This is a genomic window from Pantoea sp. SGAir0184 (genome assembly GCF_043544755.1).
The window spans coordinates 300,097-317,520 of the sequence record NZ_CP028051.1 but is presented as its reverse complement, the minus strand read 5'-3'; the positions used below and the strand labels follow the sequence as shown (position 1 = coordinate 317,520).

24 protein-coding genes are annotated in these 17,424 nt (G+C 56.0%); 8 read left to right on the top strand and 16 right to left on the bottom strand.

The window, feature by feature from the left end; genetic code table 11:
• Positions 1-7 precede the first annotated feature (7 nt).
• The 3 genes from C1N60_RS21520 to C1N60_RS21510 form a co-directional block, all read right to left on the bottom strand.
• A complete protein-coding gene (locus C1N60_RS21520; RefSeq protein WP_058758957.1) occupies positions 8-319 on the bottom strand; it encodes a hypothetical protein in 312 nt (103 codons plus the stop codon).
• Between the two features lie 214 nt (positions 320-533).
• Positions 534-836, bottom strand: coding sequence for an EthD family reductase (locus C1N60_RS21515; protein ID WP_021508836.1), 303 nt, complete (start codon positions 834-836; stop codon positions 534-536).
• A 12-nt stretch (positions 837-848) separates the two neighbouring features.
• Positions 849-1,595: an SDR family NAD(P)-dependent oxidoreductase gene (locus tag C1N60_RS21510; protein ID WP_058781016.1), complete on the bottom strand. Its 747-nt coding sequence runs from the start codon at positions 1,593-1,595 to the stop codon at positions 849-851.
• Between the two features lie 119 nt (positions 1,596-1,714).
• On the opposite strand from C1N60_RS21510, the gene C1N60_RS21505 reads away from it, so the two are divergent.
• Positions 1,715-2,569, top strand: a complete 855-nt coding sequence (locus C1N60_RS21505; protein ID WP_394521982.1) for a LysR family transcriptional regulator — start codon at positions 1,715-1,717, stop codon at positions 2,567-2,569.
• 25 nt (positions 2,570-2,594) lie between these two features.
• Here C1N60_RS21505 and C1N60_RS21500 read toward each other — a convergent pair whose 3' ends face one another.
• Positions 2,595-3,515 (bottom strand): LysR substrate-binding domain-containing protein, encoded by a 921-nt coding sequence (locus C1N60_RS21500; RefSeq protein WP_374710388.1) that lies wholly within the window; start codon positions 3,513-3,515, stop codon positions 2,595-2,597.
• An 87-nt stretch (positions 3,516-3,602) separates the two neighbouring features.
• Here C1N60_RS21500 and C1N60_RS21495 point away from each other — a divergent pair, with 87 nt between their 5' ends.
• Both C1N60_RS21495 and C1N60_RS21490 read left to right on the top strand, forming a co-directional pair.
• Positions 3,603-3,905, top strand: coding sequence for a carboxymuconolactone decarboxylase family protein (locus tag C1N60_RS21495; protein ID WP_021508832.1), 303 nt, complete (start codon positions 3,603-3,605; stop codon positions 3,903-3,905).
• 5 nt (positions 3,906-3,910) lie between these two features.
• The gene (locus C1N60_RS21490; RefSeq protein ID WP_241798134.1) at positions 3,911-4,309 is read left to right on the top strand and encodes a tautomerase family protein; all 399 of its coding nucleotides are present in this window, start codon (positions 3,911-3,913) and stop codon (positions 4,307-4,309) included.
• 92 nt (positions 4,310-4,401) lie between these two features.
• Here C1N60_RS21490 and C1N60_RS21485 read toward each other — a convergent pair whose 3' ends face one another.
• The 10 genes from C1N60_RS21485 to C1N60_RS21440 form a co-directional block, all read right to left on the bottom strand.
• Entirely contained in the window at positions 4,402-5,424 is a 1,023-nt protein-coding gene (locus C1N60_RS21485) for a C45 family autoproteolytic acyltransferase/hydolase (protein WP_394521981.1), read from the bottom strand.
• Positions 5,425-5,443: 19 nt separating this feature from the next.
• Positions 5,444-6,166: a glutamine ABC transporter ATP-binding protein GlnQ gene (gene glnQ / locus C1N60_RS21480; protein ID WP_031279957.1), complete on the bottom strand. Its 723-nt coding sequence runs from the start codon at positions 6,164-6,166 to the stop codon at positions 5,444-5,446.
• 2 nt (positions 6,167-6,168) lie between these two features.
• Positions 6,169-6,825 (bottom strand): glutamine ABC transporter permease GlnP, encoded by a 657-nt coding sequence (gene glnP / locus C1N60_RS21475; protein WP_021508828.1) that lies wholly within the window; start codon positions 6,823-6,825, stop codon positions 6,169-6,171.
• A gap of 51 nt (positions 6,826-6,876) precedes the next feature.
• The gene (glnH, locus tag C1N60_RS21470) at positions 6,877-7,629 is read right to left on the bottom strand and encodes a glutamine ABC transporter substrate-binding protein GlnH (protein ID WP_058781013.1); all 753 of its coding nucleotides are present in this window, start codon (positions 7,627-7,629) and stop codon (positions 6,877-6,879) included.
• Between the two features lie 127 nt (positions 7,630-7,756).
• On the bottom strand, positions 7,757-8,311 hold the full coding sequence (locus C1N60_RS21465) for a carboxymuconolactone decarboxylase family protein (RefSeq protein WP_176428143.1): 555 nt from the start codon (positions 8,309-8,311) through the stop codon (positions 7,757-7,759).
• Positions 8,308-9,636 carry an aspartate aminotransferase family protein gene (locus C1N60_RS21460; protein ID WP_058758950.1) on the bottom strand — a complete coding sequence of 443 codons (1,329 nt, stop codon included), beginning with the start codon at positions 9,634-9,636 and terminating at the stop codon, positions 8,308-8,310. Before C1N60_RS21460 ends, C1N60_RS21465 begins: the two co-directional genes overlap by 4 nt.
• Positions 9,637-9,763: 127 nt before the next feature.
• Positions 9,764-10,621 (bottom strand): MurR/RpiR family transcriptional regulator, encoded by an 858-nt coding sequence (locus C1N60_RS21455; RefSeq protein WP_394521980.1) that lies wholly within the window; start codon positions 10,619-10,621, stop codon positions 9,764-9,766.
• 198 nt (positions 10,622-10,819) lie between these two features.
• Positions 10,820-11,449 (bottom strand): LysE family translocator, encoded by a 630-nt coding sequence (locus C1N60_RS21450; protein ID WP_058776142.1) that lies wholly within the window; start codon positions 11,447-11,449, stop codon positions 10,820-10,822.
• Positions 11,450-11,545: 96 nt separating this feature from the next.
• A complete protein-coding gene (locus tag C1N60_RS21445) occupies positions 11,546-11,716 on the bottom strand; it encodes a type 2 periplasmic-binding domain-containing protein (RefSeq protein ID WP_394521996.1) in 171 nt (56 codons plus the stop codon).
• Between the two features lie 20 nt (positions 11,717-11,736).
• Positions 11,737-12,363: a LysR substrate-binding domain-containing protein gene (locus C1N60_RS21440; protein ID WP_394521979.1), complete on the bottom strand. Its 627-nt coding sequence runs from the start codon at positions 12,361-12,363 to the stop codon at positions 11,737-11,739.
• A gap of 335 nt (positions 12,364-12,698) precedes the next feature.
• Here C1N60_RS21440 and C1N60_RS21435 point away from each other — a divergent pair, with 335 nt between their 5' ends.
• From C1N60_RS21435 to C1N60_RS21415, 5 genes are all read left to right on the top strand, one after another.
• Entirely contained in the window at positions 12,699-13,139 is a 441-nt protein-coding gene (locus C1N60_RS21435) for a VOC family protein (protein ID WP_031279954.1), read from the top strand.
• A 35-nt stretch (positions 13,140-13,174) separates the two neighbouring features.
• Positions 13,175-13,705: a GNAT family N-acetyltransferase gene (locus C1N60_RS21430; protein WP_058781103.1), complete on the top strand. Its 531-nt coding sequence runs from the start codon at positions 13,175-13,177 to the stop codon at positions 13,703-13,705.
• A 47-nt stretch (positions 13,706-13,752) separates the two neighbouring features.
• The gene (locus C1N60_RS21425) at positions 13,753-14,190 is read left to right on the top strand and encodes an acetyltransferase (protein ID WP_088517457.1); all 438 of its coding nucleotides are present in this window, start codon (positions 13,753-13,755) and stop codon (positions 14,188-14,190) included.
• Positions 14,191-14,215: 25 nt separating this feature from the next.
• Positions 14,216-14,611 (top strand): GFA family protein, encoded by a 396-nt coding sequence (locus C1N60_RS21420; RefSeq protein WP_211727192.1) that lies wholly within the window; start codon positions 14,216-14,218, stop codon positions 14,609-14,611.
• A gap of 92 nt (positions 14,612-14,703) precedes the next feature.
• Entirely contained in the window at positions 14,704-15,444 is a 741-nt protein-coding gene (locus C1N60_RS21415) for a GntR family transcriptional regulator (RefSeq protein WP_058758945.1), read from the top strand.
• On the opposite strand, the gene C1N60_RS21410 is transcribed toward C1N60_RS21415, so the two are convergent.
• Both C1N60_RS21410 and C1N60_RS21405 read right to left on the bottom strand, forming a co-directional pair.
• Positions 15,431-16,411, bottom strand: coding sequence for a PfkB family carbohydrate kinase (locus C1N60_RS21410; protein WP_166710594.1), 981 nt, complete (start codon positions 16,409-16,411; stop codon positions 15,431-15,433). The two genes, C1N60_RS21415 and C1N60_RS21410, sit on opposite strands and share 14 nt — an antisense overlap.
• Complete coding sequence (locus C1N60_RS21405) at positions 16,398-17,420, bottom strand: ADP-ribosylglycohydrolase family protein (protein WP_031279951.1); 1,023 nt, start codon at positions 17,418-17,420, stop codon at positions 16,398-16,400. The genes C1N60_RS21410 and C1N60_RS21405 overlap by 14 nt, the downstream gene beginning before the upstream one ends.
• Positions 17,421-17,424 lie beyond the last annotated feature (4 nt).

Sequence of the window (17,424 nt, the reverse complement as noted above, 5' to 3'; positions counted from 1 at the left end):
CGTCGCATCAAACCGATCCCGCTTGTTCAATCACCAGTACCCGGGCTACGCCCTGCGGATGTGCGACGTGTTCAGTGCCTTCGCTGGCATAAAAAATATCGCCGGTGGTTAATCGTTGGGTTCTCACTTCGCCCGCTTGTTTGTAGAACATGTCAACGCAACCATCCATAACGGCAAACACCTCTTGTCCATCATTGATATGCCATTTATAGGGTTGATCGGTCCAGTGCAGTTTAACGCTGGTGTTATCGAAGCTGGCAATATGCTGAGACTCCCAGGCTTTGGAACCCGTAAATTCTCTGCTGCTGTAAAAATTCATGTTTGCGTCCTGTGTGCTGCTGCGGTGATAGCTCACACATGAAATAGCAAAAGGCAGCGCCACGTACCAGATTCAGGGATTGGTTTGTCCTGATTTGGCACCAGCGCGTCCCGTTTTTGCTGCCGGGATGCCTGCTTAACGCACAATGCGTTCATTAAGCAGACTATTAAACCGGTGACCGGAGGGCATAACTGCGCGGCGGCGTTGCTGCCGTTCAGAAAGGAATGAAATGGCTGCGAATCACCGTGGTGGCGTCGGTAAAATGCACCACATCGGCCATGACTCTTTTGGTTTGTTCGGACTCCAGCGCCCGGTTGACATCCTGCTGACAGGCAAACGTGTAAACACCGATGGAGAGCCAGCCGCTGCGGTCTGAAGCGGGATAGAACGCTTCCGCCGAAATGAGCCCATAATCCTGCCAGCATGCCAGCGCCAGCGGCAGGTGCGTGTGGGTATAATAGTCGCGGTCAAAGCGATGGGTTTCATCGCCGACACATACCACCATCATCTGATGCATCCTTTTCTCCCGTTAACGCATGCCGCCTGACGCCACCATCACCTCGCCCGTCACCCATCCGGCATCGTCGGAAGCGAGATAAGCCACAATCGGCGCAATATCCTGCACCTGGCCAATACGGCCAAGCGGTGTCTGGCTTTCGTTCCAGCGCTGAAACTCCGATCCCATCGCGCCGGTGCTGTGCGTGCCTTCGGTTTCGATTAACCCCGGATTGACCGCGTTGACGCGGATGCCGCGCGGGCCGAGTTCGCGCGCCAGCACGCCGGTAATGGCATCAATCGCGCCTTTGCTGCCGCTGTAAATAGCGCTCTCCGCCAGAAATACCCGCGTCACGAATGAGCTGATATTGATAATGCTGCTGCCCTTGCCCAGATGTGGCACGGCGGCGCCTGTCACCAGCAGCGGCCCGAGCACATTGATGTCAAACTGCTTGCGATACAGCGCTTCGCTGCTCTCTTCAATCTTCGCAAACTGATACACACCGGCATTGTTCACCACAATATCCAGCCGGCCAAACTGCGCGAGGGTAGATTGAATGAGTGCCTCAACCTGCGGCTGATCGGTGACATCCGCTGCCAGCGCCACCGCCGTGCCACCGGCAGCCTCAATAGCGGCGACCACCTTATCCGCCCCGTTTTTATCGGCGGCATAGTTGACGACGATCTTTGCGCCGTCGGCGGCCAGCTGGCGGGCAATCGCCGCACCAATGCCTTTAGATGCGCCGGTTACGAGGGCGACTTTGTCCTGAAGCTTTTTCATGTTCTGCAATCCTCAATCAGTTCAGTCTGGATGGTGCCGTTATGGTGATAGCTACAAAGTTGTTTGAGAACTGCCATTTTTGTATATTCGACGTTCATTTTTGAACGGGAGCAAGCGCAATGGAATGGAGCGATGTACGGATCTTTCTGGCGGTGATGCGCAGCGGATCCTATGGCGAGGCCGCGCGCCGGCTCGGCGTCAGCCATCCGACCGTGGGTCGTCGCATTAAGGTGCTGGAAGCGCAGGCCCATCAGGCGCTGTTTCGCCGCACGCCGGATGGCCTGGTGTTAACCGATGCCGGTGACGCCGTGCTGGGCCTGGCAGAAAGTATGGAAAATGCTGCGCTGGCGATGGAGAGACGACTGGCGGGCAATCACCCGCGGCTGGAAGGCATTTTACGCATCTCCTGTGCCGAGTGGTTTGCCACCGCCGTGCTGGCGCCGGTACTGAGCGAGCTGACACAGCGCCATCCCGCTATCGTGCCGGAAATCATCGCCAGCTACCGTTTGCTCAATCTGTCGCGGCGCGACGCCGACGTGGCTTTTCGCATTGTGCCTTTTACCGAGCCGGATATCGTCCAGCGGCGCCTGATGAGCATGCCCTATGCGTTATACGGCACGCCTGAAAATGCCCGCGCATTGCAACACGATCCCGCATCAGTGGGGCTGATCCTGATGAATACCGCGCAAGCGCATTTTCCGGACGTCGTCTGGCTGCTCGATCAATTTCCACAGTCACGGCGGGCTTTTACCAGCACCAGCCGGGCGGTGCAGGCGCAGATGTGCCGGCGCGGCATGGGCGTGGCGGTGTTACCCCAGCCGCTGGGCGATGCCACCGCCGGACTGCAGCGGATTCCAACCCCACAGCCGCCGCCTTCGCGCGATGTCTGGGTAGGCTATCATCAGGATCTGCGGCACATGGACCGCCTGCGCGCCATGCTGGATATCGCCGATGCGCTGCTGATTGCGAAGTAACTGTCGCAGGGATTAGCGCAGCAATTCAGGCGGGCCGCAGACCCGGTAACGGCTCTATGCTGCGCAGCGCATTTTCCATCAGTCTGGCCAGCAGGTTTTGCGCATTCGGCTCAGTCTGGCTGCCACTTTTTTGTTCCAGCGTAACGCCCAGCGCGCCCAGCGGCGGCAAAACATTGCCAGCGCTCACCAGGTTAGCGGGCATGCCGACCCGCGTGCGCACGGTGATCCCCAGACCGGCCCGCACCGCCGCCCAGATGCCGCTCAGGCTAAGGCTGACAAACACGATTCGCCATGCAATGCCCGCCCGGTCCAGACTGTCGATGGCGCGCGAGCGCATCAGGCATGGATTATCAAACATCACCAGCGGCAGCGGTTCGCCCTGGCTTATCATCGCGCTGACGTCGCAGTCGGGGTGGGCGATCCACTCCAGCGGGAACTGGCCGATCAACACGCCTTTACGCTGCAGCGGTTGTGCCTGCCACAGCAGCGCCATATCAAGAGCATCGCTGTCCAGCGCTGCAAGCAGCTCCTGATTACGCGCCACGCGGGCGATGATCTGCAGCCCGGGATGGTGACGTGTAAATTCGCCCAGAATACCGGGCATCAGGGTGTCGCCAAAATCTTCCTGCATGCCAAGGCGCACTTCCCCCTGCAGCCCTACACCGCTGAAGGTGCACAGTGCTTCGTCGTTCAATGCCAGCAGACGACGGGCATAACCCATCATCACTTCCCCCTCACGGGTTAACGCCAGATGACGCCCGCTTTTCACCACCAGCTTGCTGCCACATTGTTGCTCCAGCTTTTTCAGCTGGGCGCTGACCGCCGAAGTGGATCGACAGAGCCGCACGGCGGCCTGCGCAAAACTGCCACACTCCATGCCGGTGACAAAACTGCGTAGCGCATCCAGATCCAGCGTCTGAGCTAACTTTTGCATAATCGTCCTGATTTATGGGATGAATGACGGTGTTTTATTTGATTTTCAGGATGGTTATGTTTCGCCACAATCGCGGCTGAGTCAATACGGAGAAACATCATGGCAAAAACACTTGATAGTAAAACGCTGGCGCGCATCGCGCCAAAGCTGGCCGAACTCAGTCAGCAGGTTCTTTTCGATGACATCTGGCAACGTGACGCGCTTACGCCGCGCGAACGCAGCCTGATTACGCTGGCCGCACTGACGGCGCTGGGGCGAGTGCAACAGCTACCGTGGCATATCGAATTCGCGCAACAAAATGGCCTGGCACGAGAAGAGATCGTCGAAGTGTTCACCCATCTGGCCTTTTATGCCGGCTGGCCGGCGGCGGTGTCAGCGCTAAGCTGTCTGGAAGAGGCGTAACCCTCATGCCTTTTACCCGCATCATACTGCGTCAGGGTTACAGCGACGCGCAATTAACGCAGATTTCCGACATCCTGCAACAGAGTCTGGAGGACGAATTTGCCGTTCCACCCGGCGACCGCTTTCAGGTATTTGAAGAACTGCCGGCGCGGCTAAGGGTGTTTGATCGCCACTATAAAAGCCGCGGGCGTTCAGAGGATTTTGTTCAGTTCATGATTACTGCGGGCAAGCCGCGCAGCCGCGAACAGAAGCACAAGCTGTGTCGCAGATTGTGTCAGCAACTCTCGCAATCGCTGGATATCGATCCGCAGGATGTGATGGTGATTATTCAGTTTAACACCGTCGATGACTGGAGCTTCAGCGACGGATGTCTGATGTCCGAAGAAGCGCGTATCCACGAGTAACATTGTCAGTATTGCTGGCAGCGCGGGTTAGCGCGCTGCCAGCAATCACTGTCCGGCTTCAGAGATGAACTGTGGAGATTAAAAAGAATACCTCATTGACGACCAGCAGATTGCAAAGCGGCGCGTTGGCGGTCGCGCGTGAAGATCTGCCACGTCACCGCGTCATCACTCAGGGTAAAAACAGCCGTGGCGAGGGTATTTTCCTCATCCGGATCCTGCGGCGACAGCCGGTAAATCGGCAATGCTGCATCCTGCTGATCCGATAAAATCGCCTTAGCCGCCGCGCCATCTACCGCCGTTTGCGTCGTCAGCCATGTATCCAGACGCTGCTGGCGCGAGCCGGAACTGGCGGTGACCACCTGTTCGACGGCGGCAAGCTGCGGGTGAATAAGATGGTTAGCGTGCCCGAAAGGCGCAGTCAGTGCGATCACTGAACAGCCTGAGCCTGTCGCTTCAATACTGATCAGGCGGCTATCGCCCTGCTGCCCCAGCGTGTGGTGAAACGCGCCGGCGCGCGGTATGGCGCTAAGTATGGCGATCGCTTCATCCAGCGTGGTCGCGTTCAGCGACGCGCGGGCAATGATCTGGCGCGGCACGCCATCCGGACGATGCTGTGCGCGAATGTTATTGACGGTATTAACGATGCCCTTCTCATTAACGGCAAAAGTGTGACCGCAAAGTGATGCCGGATAGGCGAAGCTGGTGAACGCGAGGCCGTCGTCCGGGGTCACGGTGACCAGCGCACAGTCATCGCGCAGCTGGGGAAAACCATCTTCGTTGTGCGCAATGATCAACTCCCCGCTGGCACTTTTTCCCGCCACCGTGGTGCAGCCATCCGAAGTAGAACGCACCAGATCGCCCCGGCAGTTCCACGCAAACACCTCGTCAATCGGTACCTGTAATCCTTCAGCCAGTCCTTCCAGCTCCTGCCAGATCAGCGGAAACTGGCGCTGGACCCGCGCGCGCATATTGCCGATTTGCTGCGTATCTTTCATGGCGGTGACCGTTTGCCAGAGACGGGTATGCCTGAGTTTGTTATGCCAGGTATCACGGCCAAAGTCACCGAGTTGCTGACCAATAACAAAAGCCGAACCACGGAAGTCGAGTTTTTTCATAGCGTTATTTCACTTCATTTCAGGATACATGTTGCAGAAATTCTTTCAGACGCGGATTACGGCTGGCAGTCAGCAGCATATCAGGTGGCCCATCTTCGGCAATGGTACCGCCATCAATAAAGATCAGCCGCGAAGCCACATCGCGGGCAAAGCCAATCTCATGCGTCACAATCACCATGGTCATGCCCTCTTCAGCCAGCGAGCGCATCACTTTCAACACTTCATGACGTAACTCCGGATCCAGCGCGGAGGTCGGCTCATCGAACAGCATCATTTTCGGCCTGACGGCCAGTGCCCGGGCAATCGCCACGCGCTGCTGCTGGCCCCCGGAAAGTTCAGACGGATAGTGGCTGGCGCGATCGCGCAAGCCAACGCGCTCCAGCAGCGCCAGCGCCTGCTCGCGCGCCGCGGCTTTCGTTTGATGACGCACGCGAATCGGGCCGAACATCACGTTTTCCAGCGCAGTCAGATGCGGGAACAGGTGGAACTGCTGAAACACCATGCCGGCTTCGCGGCGGATATCACATTCATTCGCATGCGGATCGGTGATATGCATTCCGGCGACCAGCAGCGTCCCGGATGAGATCTCTTCCAGTTTGTTGATGCAGCGTAACAGCGTTGATTTACCCGAGCCTGAAGGGCCAATAATCACCACCACCTCGCCAGCCTCAATTTTTAAATTGATATTATGCAGGACCTGCGTGGCACCGAAATTTTTCGACACTGCGTTAAATTCAACCATGCTCATAAAATATGGATCCTTTTTTCCAGCTGCTTCAGTAAAAAGCTCAGGCATAACGTCACCAGCAGATAAATCATGGCTACCGCCGTCCACACTTCCAGCGCACGGAAATTACCCGCAATGATCTCCTGCCCCTGACGCGTCAGTTCTGCCACGCCAATCACAATAAACAGTGAGGTATCTTTAATACTGATAATCCACTGGTTACCTAAAGCCGGAATCATGCGGCGTAACGCTAAAGGCATAATGACATACCATAGCGTACTGCGCTGCGATAAGCCCATCGCCAGACTCGCTTCTTTAAAGCCTTTATTGATTGAGAGGATCGCGCCCCGGGTAATTTCAGCAATGTAGGCACCGGAGTTAATCACAATGGTCACGATCGCGGCGGTGACGGGATCAATTCTTATCGGCAACACCATCGGTAGTGCAAAATAGATAAACATTACCTGCACCATGATGGGCGTACCGCGAATAAGCTCGACAAAAATAAGTGACAGCGTTTTGGCGATTTTTCCGCCCAGAGCACGGCAGGTTCCCGCCAGTAAGCCAATAATAAAACCGCCCAGCAGACCTGACAGCGAAATAATCAAGGTCAGCTGCAGCCCCTGCAGCAGTAGCGGCAGAGATTCCCAAATATATTTACTGTCAAAATTCATAATTTAACCTGTAAACGCTAAATAAGGCCGGAGGGCTCCGGCCTGGCAGGATTATTTCGGCTGCTTAGCAAACCATTTCACGTAGATTTTGCTGTAAGTCCCATCCGCGCGCAGGGCCTGCAGCGCGGCGTTGATCTTAGGTGTCAGGCTGCTGTTTTTCTGCATGGCAAAGCCATACTGCTGCGGCAGAATTGTGTCGTTTTCACCGCTGGCTTTGACTTTGCCATCGCCCGCCGTTTTCACGTAGTACAGCACATTGGGCGAGTCATGGACCACCGCATCAAGGTTGCCGGCCTGCAAATCCAGATAGGCGTTGTCGATATTAGGAAACTCAACATAATTTGCCTTGTATTTACTTTTCATAAAGCTGGCTGCGGCCGTGCCCTGTTTCAGACCCACTTTCTTGCCGGTTAAATCGCTGAATTTCTTAATGCTGTTATCATCGCTTTTGACAGCCATTAATAAGTCGGCATCATAATAACCGTTGCTGAAATCCACCACCTGCTTACGCGCATCGGTAATGGTAATGCCTGCCATCGCGACATCCAGATTCCGCGATTGCAGCCCCGGAATCAGGCCACCAAAGTCCATTGGGTGTAATTCATAGCTGATATGCATTTTCTTCGCGATGGCATCCCATAAATCAATGTCAAAGCCGACGTATTTATCACCTTGCTTAAATTCAAAAGGAACAAAAGCCGTATCAACCCCGACGGTTAATTTCTCCTGCGCCGCAGCGGTAAAACTGGCGGAACAGGCCACCAATGCCAGTGTAACTTTTAATTTATTTAAAAATGCAGACATAATAACCCTCAGCGTCAGTAATGTAGCGTGCAATGATTGTCATCCAGCGAAATAACCCGGCGGACATGGTCAAAGAAGGTGGTTAATATAATGGGCGTATCAGGTACGCCCGGAGTAATGCGACAACTTATGCAGGAAGCAAGTGATCCTGCGTAAAGGGTACCGGCGTCTGTGCGCCGTTCATGATCATCGAGAGAAAACTGTAATAGCCGTTAATGCCTATCAAATCCACCACGCCCTTCTCGCCCCATAATTCGATGGCTTGCTGCCAGGTGGCATCACTGATTTTCTGTTGCTGATGTAACTGCTGGCAAAACTGATAAATCACCCACTCATCAGGCTGCAAATCCGCGGGCTGACGTTTTTCATTGATGGCCTGCACTGCTGCAGCAGAAATCCCCTTTTCGCGCGCTATCGGCGCATGGATTGCCCACTCTACCGGCTGTGACCAGTGCCTTGCCGTCATTAAAATCGCCAGTTCCGATAACCGCTGGCCCAGCGCACTGCGATAGCGCAGATATTCCCCCATACGCTGTGCATGTGCCATTAACTCTGGGCTGCGCAGCAGCGGCTCAAACGGAGGTAGCAGCGCACCGCGCGGCCCGTTGATAATCTCTTCCGCGAGCGGACGTTGCTGCTCATCCCAGTCCTGCTCCGCCAGCGGCGGTAATCGGTTAATCATAATTTGCCGGTCTCTTCACGTATCACGGTGTTCAGCGTATCCACGACAAAATCCAGTTGTTGCGGGGTGACGATAAACGGTGGGGCAATTAAAATATGGTCGCCATATTGCCCGTCCAGCGTGCCGCCCATCGGATAGACCAGCAAACCGCGCGCCATACAGTTGGCCTTGATGGCTGCGTGAAGTTTCATCGCCGGATCGAACGGGGTTTTTGTGGCTTTATCACGCACCAGCTCCACACCGGCAAACAGGCCGCGGCCGCGCGTATCACCCACGTGCGGTAACTCCCCCAGCACGTCGCGAAGCGCCTTGTGCAGATAAGCGCCCTGCTGCTGAACCGCCTCCAGCAGATGGTCGCGCTCAATCACCTGCTGAACTGCTAACGCCGCCGCAGCGGCTGTCGCATGACAGATATAAGTGTGTCCATGCTGGAACAGACCGCTGCCAGCCTGCAGCGCAGACACGATCTTCTCACTGGCCAGCACCGCGCCGATGGGTTGATAACCGCCACCCAGTCCTTTGGCGATGGTGACCAAATCAGGTACCACGCCATCCTGTTCGAACGCGTGCAGTGTGCCGGTACGCCCCATTCCGCACATCACCTCATCGGCGATAAACAAAATGTCGTACTTTTCGCACAGGCGACGTACACCCTGCAGATAGCCCGGCGTCGGCGGCGTGGCACCGCTGGTCGCACCGACCACCGTCTCCGCGCAGAAGCCAATAATCGTTTCCGGGCCCGCATCGACAATCGCCTGCTCCAGCTCGCTCAATAGCCGCTGGGTATACTGCTGCTGGGTTTCATCGGCACGGCGATCGCGATACTCATTGCAGGCGGAAACGCGAATCACGTCGATTAACAGGGGTGCGAACTGACGCCGGCGCCATTCGTTGCCACCCACCGCCAGCGCGCCCAGCGTATTGCCGTGGTAGCTCTGTTTGCGGGCGATGAAACGGGTACGCGCGGGCTGTCCGATCTCAACAAAGTATTGCCGGGCCAGTTTCAGCGCGGTTTCCACCGCCTCAGAACCGCCCGACACAAAATAGGCATAGTTTAGATCGCCCGGTGCGGTGCGCGTTAACTGTTCGGCGAGCTGTTCAACGGTATCGCTGGTGAAGAAACTGGTATGCGCATAAGCCAGTTGATCGATTTGACGATGCATGGCTGCGAGGACGTCAGGATGGGCGTGGCCCAGGCAGGAAACGGCGGCGCCACCGCAGGCATCAAGATACTGTTTTCCCTGTGCATCAAAAATGTAGGCCCCGTGTGCGCGCGTAGCCACGGCGGGCACGCTGCGCAGACTGCGGTGAATGATACGGCTCATGCTGGTCCTGCTCCTGAATACGCTTCGTTGTTGAAACGTATCTTGCAGGATCCATTTGAATCACGTCAACGCAATAATGATTCAATCGAATTCAATATTCTTATGACAGATACAAATGAATCATCTGTCAGGATTTGCCGGCATGCACGTAAGCGCCGGAATCGATTAAATAGCGTTCGGCGTTTTCAATTTTACTGACCGCATCACGTCCATGACGGGCCACCAGCATCGCCAGCAGGCACTCGGCCAGGCCCATGCCAGAGACGACTGACGGGAAGAACGATGGGCTGTCCAGTGAAAACCGGAGCGAGCAATCAGCGGCCTGCGCCAGCGGCGAGACCGGTGAGTCGGTAATGGCGATGATCTTTGCGCCCGCCTGCTGCGCTGCGCGCAGTACATCAAGTGATTCGCGTGAATAAGGGGCAAAGCTGGTAAGTAACAGGCAATCCGCGGCAGCCAGTTCACGCGTGAAAACTTCGATATTGCTCGCCAGACCATCCACCAGTGACACCTGACGATTGAACAGCCGATACACATAAAATAATGACCAGGCGATCGGAAAGCTGGCGCGGAAGCCGCAGATGTAAACATTGTCAGCCGCATCGAGTAAGGTCACGGCCTGTTCCATTGCCTGGCGGTTTTCGTTCTGCGTAAAGGCCAGGTTGGTCTGATGGGCCTGAAACATCGCATCATACAGCTGCGGTTGCGTGCCGGCGGCCACCAGCTTTTCCGCTTTCGAGACATAGGTATCATTGCGCAGGCCGATGTCATCGATGAATGCGTCTTTGAGTTCACTCCAGCCGTTATAGCCCAGCCGTTTCGCCAGGCGCAGCAGCGTTGCCGGTTTCACCCCGGCCTGCTGCGCAAAGGTGCGCATGGATTGCACCACCAGTTGATTGGCATTCTGCAGTGAGAATTCGGCAGCCCGCTGTAGTTCTGGCGATAATTCACTGAACTCGCGGACGATAGTTTCCTTTAGATTCATGGCTACGATTCACTGGCTTTTACGTTCAGGTATCTAAACACATTTGAGATCAAGACTCTAGGCGCGGTTATCACACCGGAGTAACGGCCTGAAGCAGGGCGCGATGCGTCGCGCCGCGACAATCAGGCTGCTCATGGTGGTTTACTTAACTGAGCGGCCTGTTGCTTTGGAGGGCGAACCTGAGGTTAAAAATTTGCTTTATTGACGACTCAACACCAGTTTCAGTCCGGCAATGGCAAAACAGCAGGCTAATAGCGCATCTAATCCCCGGCGGATACGACGGTAAAACGCGTTCATTGCTGCAGTGGAAAATATCAGCGCATAGCCGCAAAATACCGCAACGCAAATCGCCGCACAGCCGAGAATAATCAGCGGTAAGGTCGAGGCTGCAGCGTCCGGTTTGAGCGCGACGGACATGATCGCGACCCAGGTTAAAATGGCTTTCGGGTTACCGACGTGCATCAAAATTCCCTGACGAAATAACGCGCCATACGCAACACGGTGATCGCTGATAACGGTTTTATCGGCAGCAGTGCGGGTTAACGCAGATTTACCGGCTTTGTATGACAGCCACAACAGATATAACCCGCCGCCGATTTTCAACACCAGCAGCAATTGGGCAAACGTCGCCAGCACGGTTAATACCCCGCAGGCCGCCAGCAGCGCCCACAGCATTGAGCCGCCAATTACCCCGCCCGCAAGCGCTAAGGCGGCACCGCGCCCTTTATTCATCGCCGTTCCCATAATCGCCATATTACTCGGACCAGGGCTGGCCGTTGCCACAAAATAAGTGGTGTAAATCAGCATTAATTCGTGTGAAAGCGCCATGATATCCTCTGCAGGTGAAATGTCCTGAACCTGTTATATCGGCTTGCTCAGAAATTTACACTGTCTTGTTGATATGAAGAAATGCCGGACGCTGTTCTATTCTGTGGACTGCTGCATGAGCCAGGCTCTTACTTTTACCACGGCAGAACGCAGCAGCGCTTCGTGGGGCGTAATAAGCCAGTACGCGTGTCCGGTATTCAGCGTATTTGGAAACGGTGCCACCACTTCACCGGATGTCAGGTTTGCCTGAACAAATCGCCTGCGCATCAGCGCTACGCCCATGCCGGCTAGCATCGCCAGCCACGCCCGCTGCCATCGCTATACAAGGGCCCTTTACCGGAATCAATATGCCCGACACCGGCTTCAGCGAGCCAGCGCTGCCAGTCTTCCCGGTGCATATCATGCAGTAACGTGACGCGACCGAGTGCGGCAAGTGCCGGCGGTTCTCCCAGCTGCTGCGCCACAGCAGGAATGCAGACTGCAAGGTAGTCGTCGTCGATCAACTTCTCACTCACGCAACCCTCACAGAAACCGTTGCCATGCCGTACGGCCAGGTCGATACCATCCGTGGCGAAAGACTGGATGCGGGAAGTGGCACTGATGCGCAGGTCAATATCCGGACAGGCACGTTCAAAATCAGCCAGTCGCGGCAGTAACCAGTGGGTCGCAAATCCGGTGGTGCAGGCCAGCGTGATGGTATTTTTTTGTGTCTCCTGCACCAGCGTTTCAGTGGCTTCACGTATCAGGCTGAAAGCCGAAGCAATCGAGTAGTAATAGCCCTGACCGGATGCCGTCAGCGCCAGCTTGCGTCCATTTCGCTGAAACAGGGGCAGGCCCAGCTGCCGTTCCAGTTCCCTGATGTGCAGGCTGATCGCGCCGGGCGTGACGTGCAACTCCTGGCCTGCAAGGGTCATGCTGAGGTGCCGGGCAACGGATTCGAACGCCTTCAGGGCGTTAAGAGAAGGCAGGCTATTTCGCATTGTTTAGTTTTCCTAAAAAACAGGCGGAAATTAAATCGTTTTTATTTCCGCTCCGTCAACGTTATTAATAGGCATATAGCACGCGATGCTGTGTCGTTTTTATTCCAAAACTGTTGAGTTATATTGAAATTTTAAGAGAGAGTACCGTTTCACGCACCACGCCTCCACACGGAAAAATGATCAGCGACCAGGCCCTTTATGGCGATTAACCTTTACCAGGCTTGAGTTTTTGTCGTTTCAGGGAGGCAATAAATGGAGACAGGATGCAGATGAAGGATATCGATGTTGGATTTACCCACGTTGCGTTTATGGTAAGGGATCTGGAGAAGAGCATGGATTTCTACCGCCGCTATGCAGGAATGAAGGTGATACACACCCGTGAACCTGACGTCCCGGCTGCCCGCAAGGTGGCATGGCTGAGCGATCATACCCGCCCTTTCGCGCTGGTTCTGGTGCAGGCGGATGACGTGTCAGATACGCCACTGGGTAAATTTGGACACTTAGGCATTGCCTGTGCGTCACGCGAAGAGATCGATCGTAAAACAGCGATGGCCGTCGCCGAAGGCGTGTTACGTAAAGCCCCTGAAGAGGCTGGCGAACCGGTGGGATATTACGTATTTTTTGCCGATCCAGATGGAAATACGCTGGAGCTGTCTTTCGGGCAACGCGTCGGGCTTGAAGCGATACGCACCGCTCCCGGTTTACTTTAACTCGCCTGCACGCAGGCAGCGGAGAACATATGGCGCTGACGTTGCCGATTTATACTCAACGCCTGGTGTTACGCAAGCTGGCATTGGCTGATTTGCCGCATCTGTCGCGCTATCGCAATCTGCCAGACGTTGCTCGTTATCAGAGCTGGGAAGAATTTACCCTGCAGGACGCTGAGAAATTATATACGCAGCAGGATGCGCTGCCGTTCAACAGCGATAACACCTGGTTTCAGCTTGCCGTAGCACACCAGGAAGACGAACGGCTGATAGGGGACATCGGAATTCATTTTTTTGATGAAGGAAGACAAGCTGAACTCGGCATGACATTTGATGCCGGATTTCAGAAACAGGGTTTTGCGCTTGAAGCAACGAGTGCCATCGTTACCCTGCTTTTTACGCAGTTTGCAAAACACCGGCTCACTGCCGTGGTAGACACACGTAACATTCGCGCCATAAACCTGCTGGAAAAGCTGAATTTTCGCCGTGAAGCGCACTACCGGCAGAATATTTTTTTCAAAGGGATGTGGGGCGATGAATATCTTTATGCGCGGCTGGCCAGCGATTAGCGCAGGCATTGCGTTAAGCCATCGCGTTGGCATGTTAAGGAGGCATAGTGACAATTAGCGAAGTAAGCAAGGAAGAGTATCACTTACTGATTCAGGTCTGGGAGGCTGCCGTCCGGGCAACGCATCATTTCCTGAATGAACAGGATATCCTGCGGCTTAGACAGCTTATTCTGGAAAATTATTTTGATGCTGTTGTTTTAAGAAAAGTGAGCGATGAAAACCATGACATTGTCGGATTCATCGGCGTGCAGGATGAGAATATCGAGATGCTTTTCGTCTCGCCCGCTCATCACAAAAAAGGGATCGGTGCACGGTTAGTCCATTACGCTATCCGTCATCTTTCAGCGAAGAAAGTGGACGTTAACGAACAAAATACCGCTGCGCTCGGGTTTTATCAGCATCTGGGCTTTCAGGTGACTGGACGGTCTTCCGTTGATGGTGAGGGGAAACCGTTTCCCCTCCTCCATCTGAAGCTGATGCAATAATCCGGCACAGGAATCAGGAGAAAAAATGAACGGAAGTTGTCTCTGTAAACGTGTGCGCTACGAATGCGATCGCCTGGCGGGCAGCATTACGCATTGCTGCTGTCATACCTGCAGGAAAGCGCACGCCGCCGCTTATACCTCCACAGCGCGCGTGCGGCGTGAGGATTTCAGGTGGACCCAGGGAGAAAAATTTCTGACGGCATTTAATTCTTCCCCGGATAAGTTGCGTTATTTCTGTTCAGTCTGCGGATCTCATCTGATGGCTGAAAGACCTCATCAGAGCCACGTGATTCTGCGTGTGGCCACGCTGGACGACGATCCCGCTCAGACGCCGGTTTCCTATATCTGGTGCTCGCACACCGTGCCGTGGCTAACAGAACGCGACGATGTGCCTCATTATGAGCAGGATAAAGAAACATGATGACTGGTCAAAACGCCGCTGGCTGCGCGCCGCATTAAAATTCAGTATTATAGCGGTTCCTGCCGCTGACCCGAGTGAGTGCCCTGCCCGCTATGACTGACCACAATGCGCTGTTGGCGCGGTTGACCACCACGCTGGCGACAGAGAGTCGCACGCCGCTGTATAAACGCTTTGCCAGTGCGATTAAGGATGCGGTGCGCGATGGCACGCTGGTGCACGAAGAGATCCTGCCGGGCGAGCGCGAGTTTAGCCAGTCGCTGAACATTTCGCGCATCACCGTGCGTAAAGCCATGGACGAGCTGGAAAAAGAGGGCGTCGTGTTCCGTTCCCGCGGCTACGGCACGCAGATTTGCAGCCAGTTTGAATATTCACTCAAAGAGCCAAAAGGATTGTCGCAGCAGGCGGTGCTGCGCGGTAAAACGCCGGACACCGTGTGGATCAACAAAAGCAAAATTGCCTGCAGCGCAGAGATCGCCGAAAAGCTGGGGCTAAGCACAGGCAGCGATGTCTATTTGCTGAAACGTATTCGCTATGTCGACCGCCAGGCGGTCTCGGTTGAAGAGTCGTGGGTACCGGCGCGCTACATCGCCGATGCCGATGAGATTGGTATTTCGCTGTATGACTATTTTCATCGCCAGCAGATCCTGCCGGTGAAATCCCAGAGCCGGGTCAGTGCGCGTATGCCGGACGAAGCCCTGCAGCAGCAAATTGCCCTGCCCGCCAATGTGCCGGTGCTGGTGATTAAGCAGCTGGCACTCGACGCACAGGGCAATCCGCTGGAGTACAGCATCAGCTACTGCCGCAGCGATATGTACGTGTTTATTGCTGAGTAAGGCGTTGCTGCCAGTAAGCGCGCAGTGTGGCACGATCGGGCGCACAGTCGCCGCCGCGCCGGGAAACCACATACGACGCCACTGCGTTGCCCAGCGCAACGCTCTCCGCCAGTGACCAGCCGGACGCTAATCCCGCCAGTAATCCGCCAGCATGGCTGTCGCCCGCGCCGATAGTATCGACCACCGTAGTCGCCAGTGCGGGCACCCAGCCCTGCGCCTCAGCGTCGATGTATCCGGCACCTTCGCTGTCCAGCCTTAACACCATTGCGCCGCCAAACTGCTGCTGCCAGCGCGCCATCAGCTGATGGGCGTCGAAAGGTTCAGATGCGCGCAGACGCTCATGCCACAGCAGCTCCGCTTCCTGCCTGTTCACTGTAATCAGTGGCTGCAGCGCCATGATGCGCGCAAACTGCGCCTCGCCGATGTCCGCCAGCCGCGGGCCAAAATCCACCAGCAGCTGATACGGCTGTGCCTGCTGCTCCAGCCAGTCGATCAGCACCTCGCCGCTTTTGCTGGTGAGCTGATAACCGGAGAGATAGATCCAGCGCTGCGCCGGCTGCGGCAATGTGCGCAACAGCGCGGCGTCCCACTGGTTTTCCACGCCACTGACGGAAAGAAAGGTGCGCTCGCCATCCGGCTCGACCAGCGCCAGACACCAGCCATTATCACCGTGCGCATTTTCCAGTACGCTCTGCACACCGTATTCCGCCAGCTTCTGTCGCACGATACTGGCCCAGATGCCGTTCCCCAGCGGCAGCGCGTTGATGGATGGAATGCCGAGACGATGCAGCGCAATGGCGACGTTAAGCGCACAGCCGCCAACGTTCACGCCCTGCTGATGCAGTTCGATGTCGCTGCCGCGATACGGCAACGTCCAGGCATCGGCAATCACATCCACTACCGCCGCCCCCACCACGCACACCGGCAACCGGCCCGCCAGTCGGGACAGATCGTCAGGCGTCAGCATAGGCGGCCTCGCGCTGCTGGCGGAAACGGACAAACGCGCGGCTGTAATGGGTGAAATCCAGCGCGTTAGCGGCATCCAGTTCCGCTTTTAGCTGCGCATCGATCGCGTCGATACCGTGCAGCGCGCCGCAAATGGCAACCGCCATCGCGCCGATGGTGTCCGTATCGCCGCCCAGATTGGCGCACAGAATGGCGCAGCGATTGGGATCGGTCGCCGCCAGTTCGACCATGGCAATCGCCGCCGGTACCGATTCAATGGTGCTAGTGCCGGTACCGACCAGATCGTAGATCTGCTGCATGGTCGATTCGGTGCCCCTGCCCTGCGCGACCACCTGCAACGCCAGTTCGATGCGGGCCGCCATCGCCGCACTGAAAGTGGTGACGCGCCGCTCCTGCGCCGCACGGGCAATCGCCGGCAGTTCGTCACGAATCGTTGCCCAGTCGCTACCGTCAATCGCGCGGGAGATTGCCCAGGCGATCGCGGTGGCACCGGCAATCGCCACGTCGGATTTGTGTGTCGGGCTGGAGGCCAGCGCGACAGCATCAATAAAAGCTGGCAGGTCACGCGCCGGCAGCAGACAGCCCAGCGGCGAGACGCGCATCGCCGCGCCGTTGGTCAGGCCGTTATTTTCCAGCTGCGCCACCGGCGTACCGTTTTTCAGCGCGTTAAGCGCGATTTTGGAGGTCGGCCCGAGCACATTTTTGTTAAAGGCATCAAACGCTTCCGCCCAGCGCAGAATATTGGCGCCGATGGTTTCCGCATCAATTTCGCCGTCGTGGCTGATAATGGCATCGGCCAGCGCCAGCGCCATTGAGGTGTCATCAGTAAAAGCCGCCCGGCCAAAGTAGCAGGCGGCATTGTTTTCTGCCGGGCCGGGCAGGAAGCGATCAATCCAGCCGAAGTGCTGTTTCACGCGGCTGCGCGGCCACAGTTCCGATGGCATGCCCATCGCATCGCCCAATGCCTGGCCGTAAAATGCGCCCAAAATCCGTTTTTCCTGGTGTGTCATCGTC

Excerpts from the sequence above, each read along its gene's own strand:
- C1N60_RS21520 (WP_058758957.1), bottom strand. The coding sequence starts at position 319 with ATGAATTTTTACAGCAGCAGAGAATTTACGGGTTCCAAAGCCTGGGAG.
- C1N60_RS21515 (WP_021508836.1), bottom strand. The coding sequence starts at position 836 with ATGCATCAGATGATGGTGGTATGTGTCGGCGATGAAACCCATCGCTTT.
- C1N60_RS21510 (WP_058781016.1), bottom strand. The coding sequence starts at position 1,595 with ATGAAAAAGCTTCAGGACAAAGTCGCCCTCGTAACCGGCGCATCTAAA.
- C1N60_RS21505 (WP_394521982.1), top strand. The coding sequence starts at position 1,715 with ATGGAATGGAGCGATGTACGGATCTTTCTGGCGGTGATGCGCAGCGGA.
- C1N60_RS21495 (WP_021508832.1), top strand. The coding sequence starts at position 3,603 with ATGGCAAAAACACTTGATAGTAAAACGCTGGCGCGCATCGCGCCAAAG.
- C1N60_RS21490 (WP_241798134.1), top strand. The coding sequence starts at position 3,911 with ATGCCTTTTACCCGCATCATACTGCGTCAGGGTTACAGCGACGCGCAA.
- C1N60_RS21485 (WP_394521981.1), bottom strand. The coding sequence starts at position 5,424 with ATGAAAAAACTCGACTTCCGTGGTTCGGCTTTTGTTATTGGTCAGCAA.
- glnQ (WP_031279957.1), bottom strand. The coding sequence starts at position 6,166 with ATGGTTGAATTTAACGCAGTGTCGAAAAATTTCGGTGCCACGCAGGTC.
- glnP (WP_021508828.1), bottom strand. The coding sequence starts at position 6,825 with ATGAATTTTGACAGTAAATATATTTGGGAATCTCTGCCGCTACTGCTG.
- glnH (WP_058781013.1), bottom strand. The coding sequence starts at position 7,629 with ATGTCTGCATTTTTAAATAAATTAAAAGTTACACTGGCATTGGTGGCC.
- C1N60_RS21465 (WP_176428143.1), bottom strand. The coding sequence starts at position 8,311 with ATGATTAACCGATTACCGCCGCTGGCGGAGCAGGACTGGGATGAGCAG.
- C1N60_RS21460 (WP_058758950.1), bottom strand. The coding sequence starts at position 9,636 with ATGAGCCGTATCATTCACCGCAGTCTGCGCAGCGTGCCCGCCGTGGCT.
- C1N60_RS21455 (WP_394521980.1), bottom strand. The coding sequence starts at position 10,621 with ATGAATCTAAAGGAAACTATCGTCCGCGAGTTCAGTGAATTATCGCCA.
- C1N60_RS21450 (WP_058776142.1), bottom strand. The coding sequence starts at position 11,449 with ATGGCGCTTTCACACGAATTAATGCTGATTTACACCACTTATTTTGTG.
- C1N60_RS21445 (WP_394521996.1), bottom strand. The coding sequence starts at position 11,716 with ATGCGCAGGCGATTTGTTCAGGCAAACCTGACATCCGGTGAAGTGGTG.
- C1N60_RS21440 (WP_394521979.1), bottom strand. The coding sequence starts at position 12,363 with ATGACCCTTGCAGGCCAGGAGTTGCACGTCACGCCCGGCGCGATCAGC.
- C1N60_RS21435 (WP_031279954.1), top strand. The coding sequence starts at position 12,699 with ATGAAGGATATCGATGTTGGATTTACCCACGTTGCGTTTATGGTAAGG.
- C1N60_RS21420 (WP_211727192.1), top strand. The coding sequence starts at position 14,216 with ATGAACGGAAGTTGTCTCTGTAAACGTGTGCGCTACGAATGCGATCGC.
- C1N60_RS21415 (WP_058758945.1), top strand. The coding sequence starts at position 14,704 with ATGACTGACCACAATGCGCTGTTGGCGCGGTTGACCACCACGCTGGCG.
- C1N60_RS21410 (WP_166710594.1), bottom strand. The coding sequence starts at position 16,411 with ATGCTGACGCCTGACGATCTGTCCCGACTGGCGGGCCGGTTGCCGGTG.
- C1N60_RS21405 (WP_031279951.1), bottom strand. The coding sequence starts at position 17,420 with ATGACACACCAGGAAAAACGGATTTTGGGCGCATTTTACGGCCAGGCA.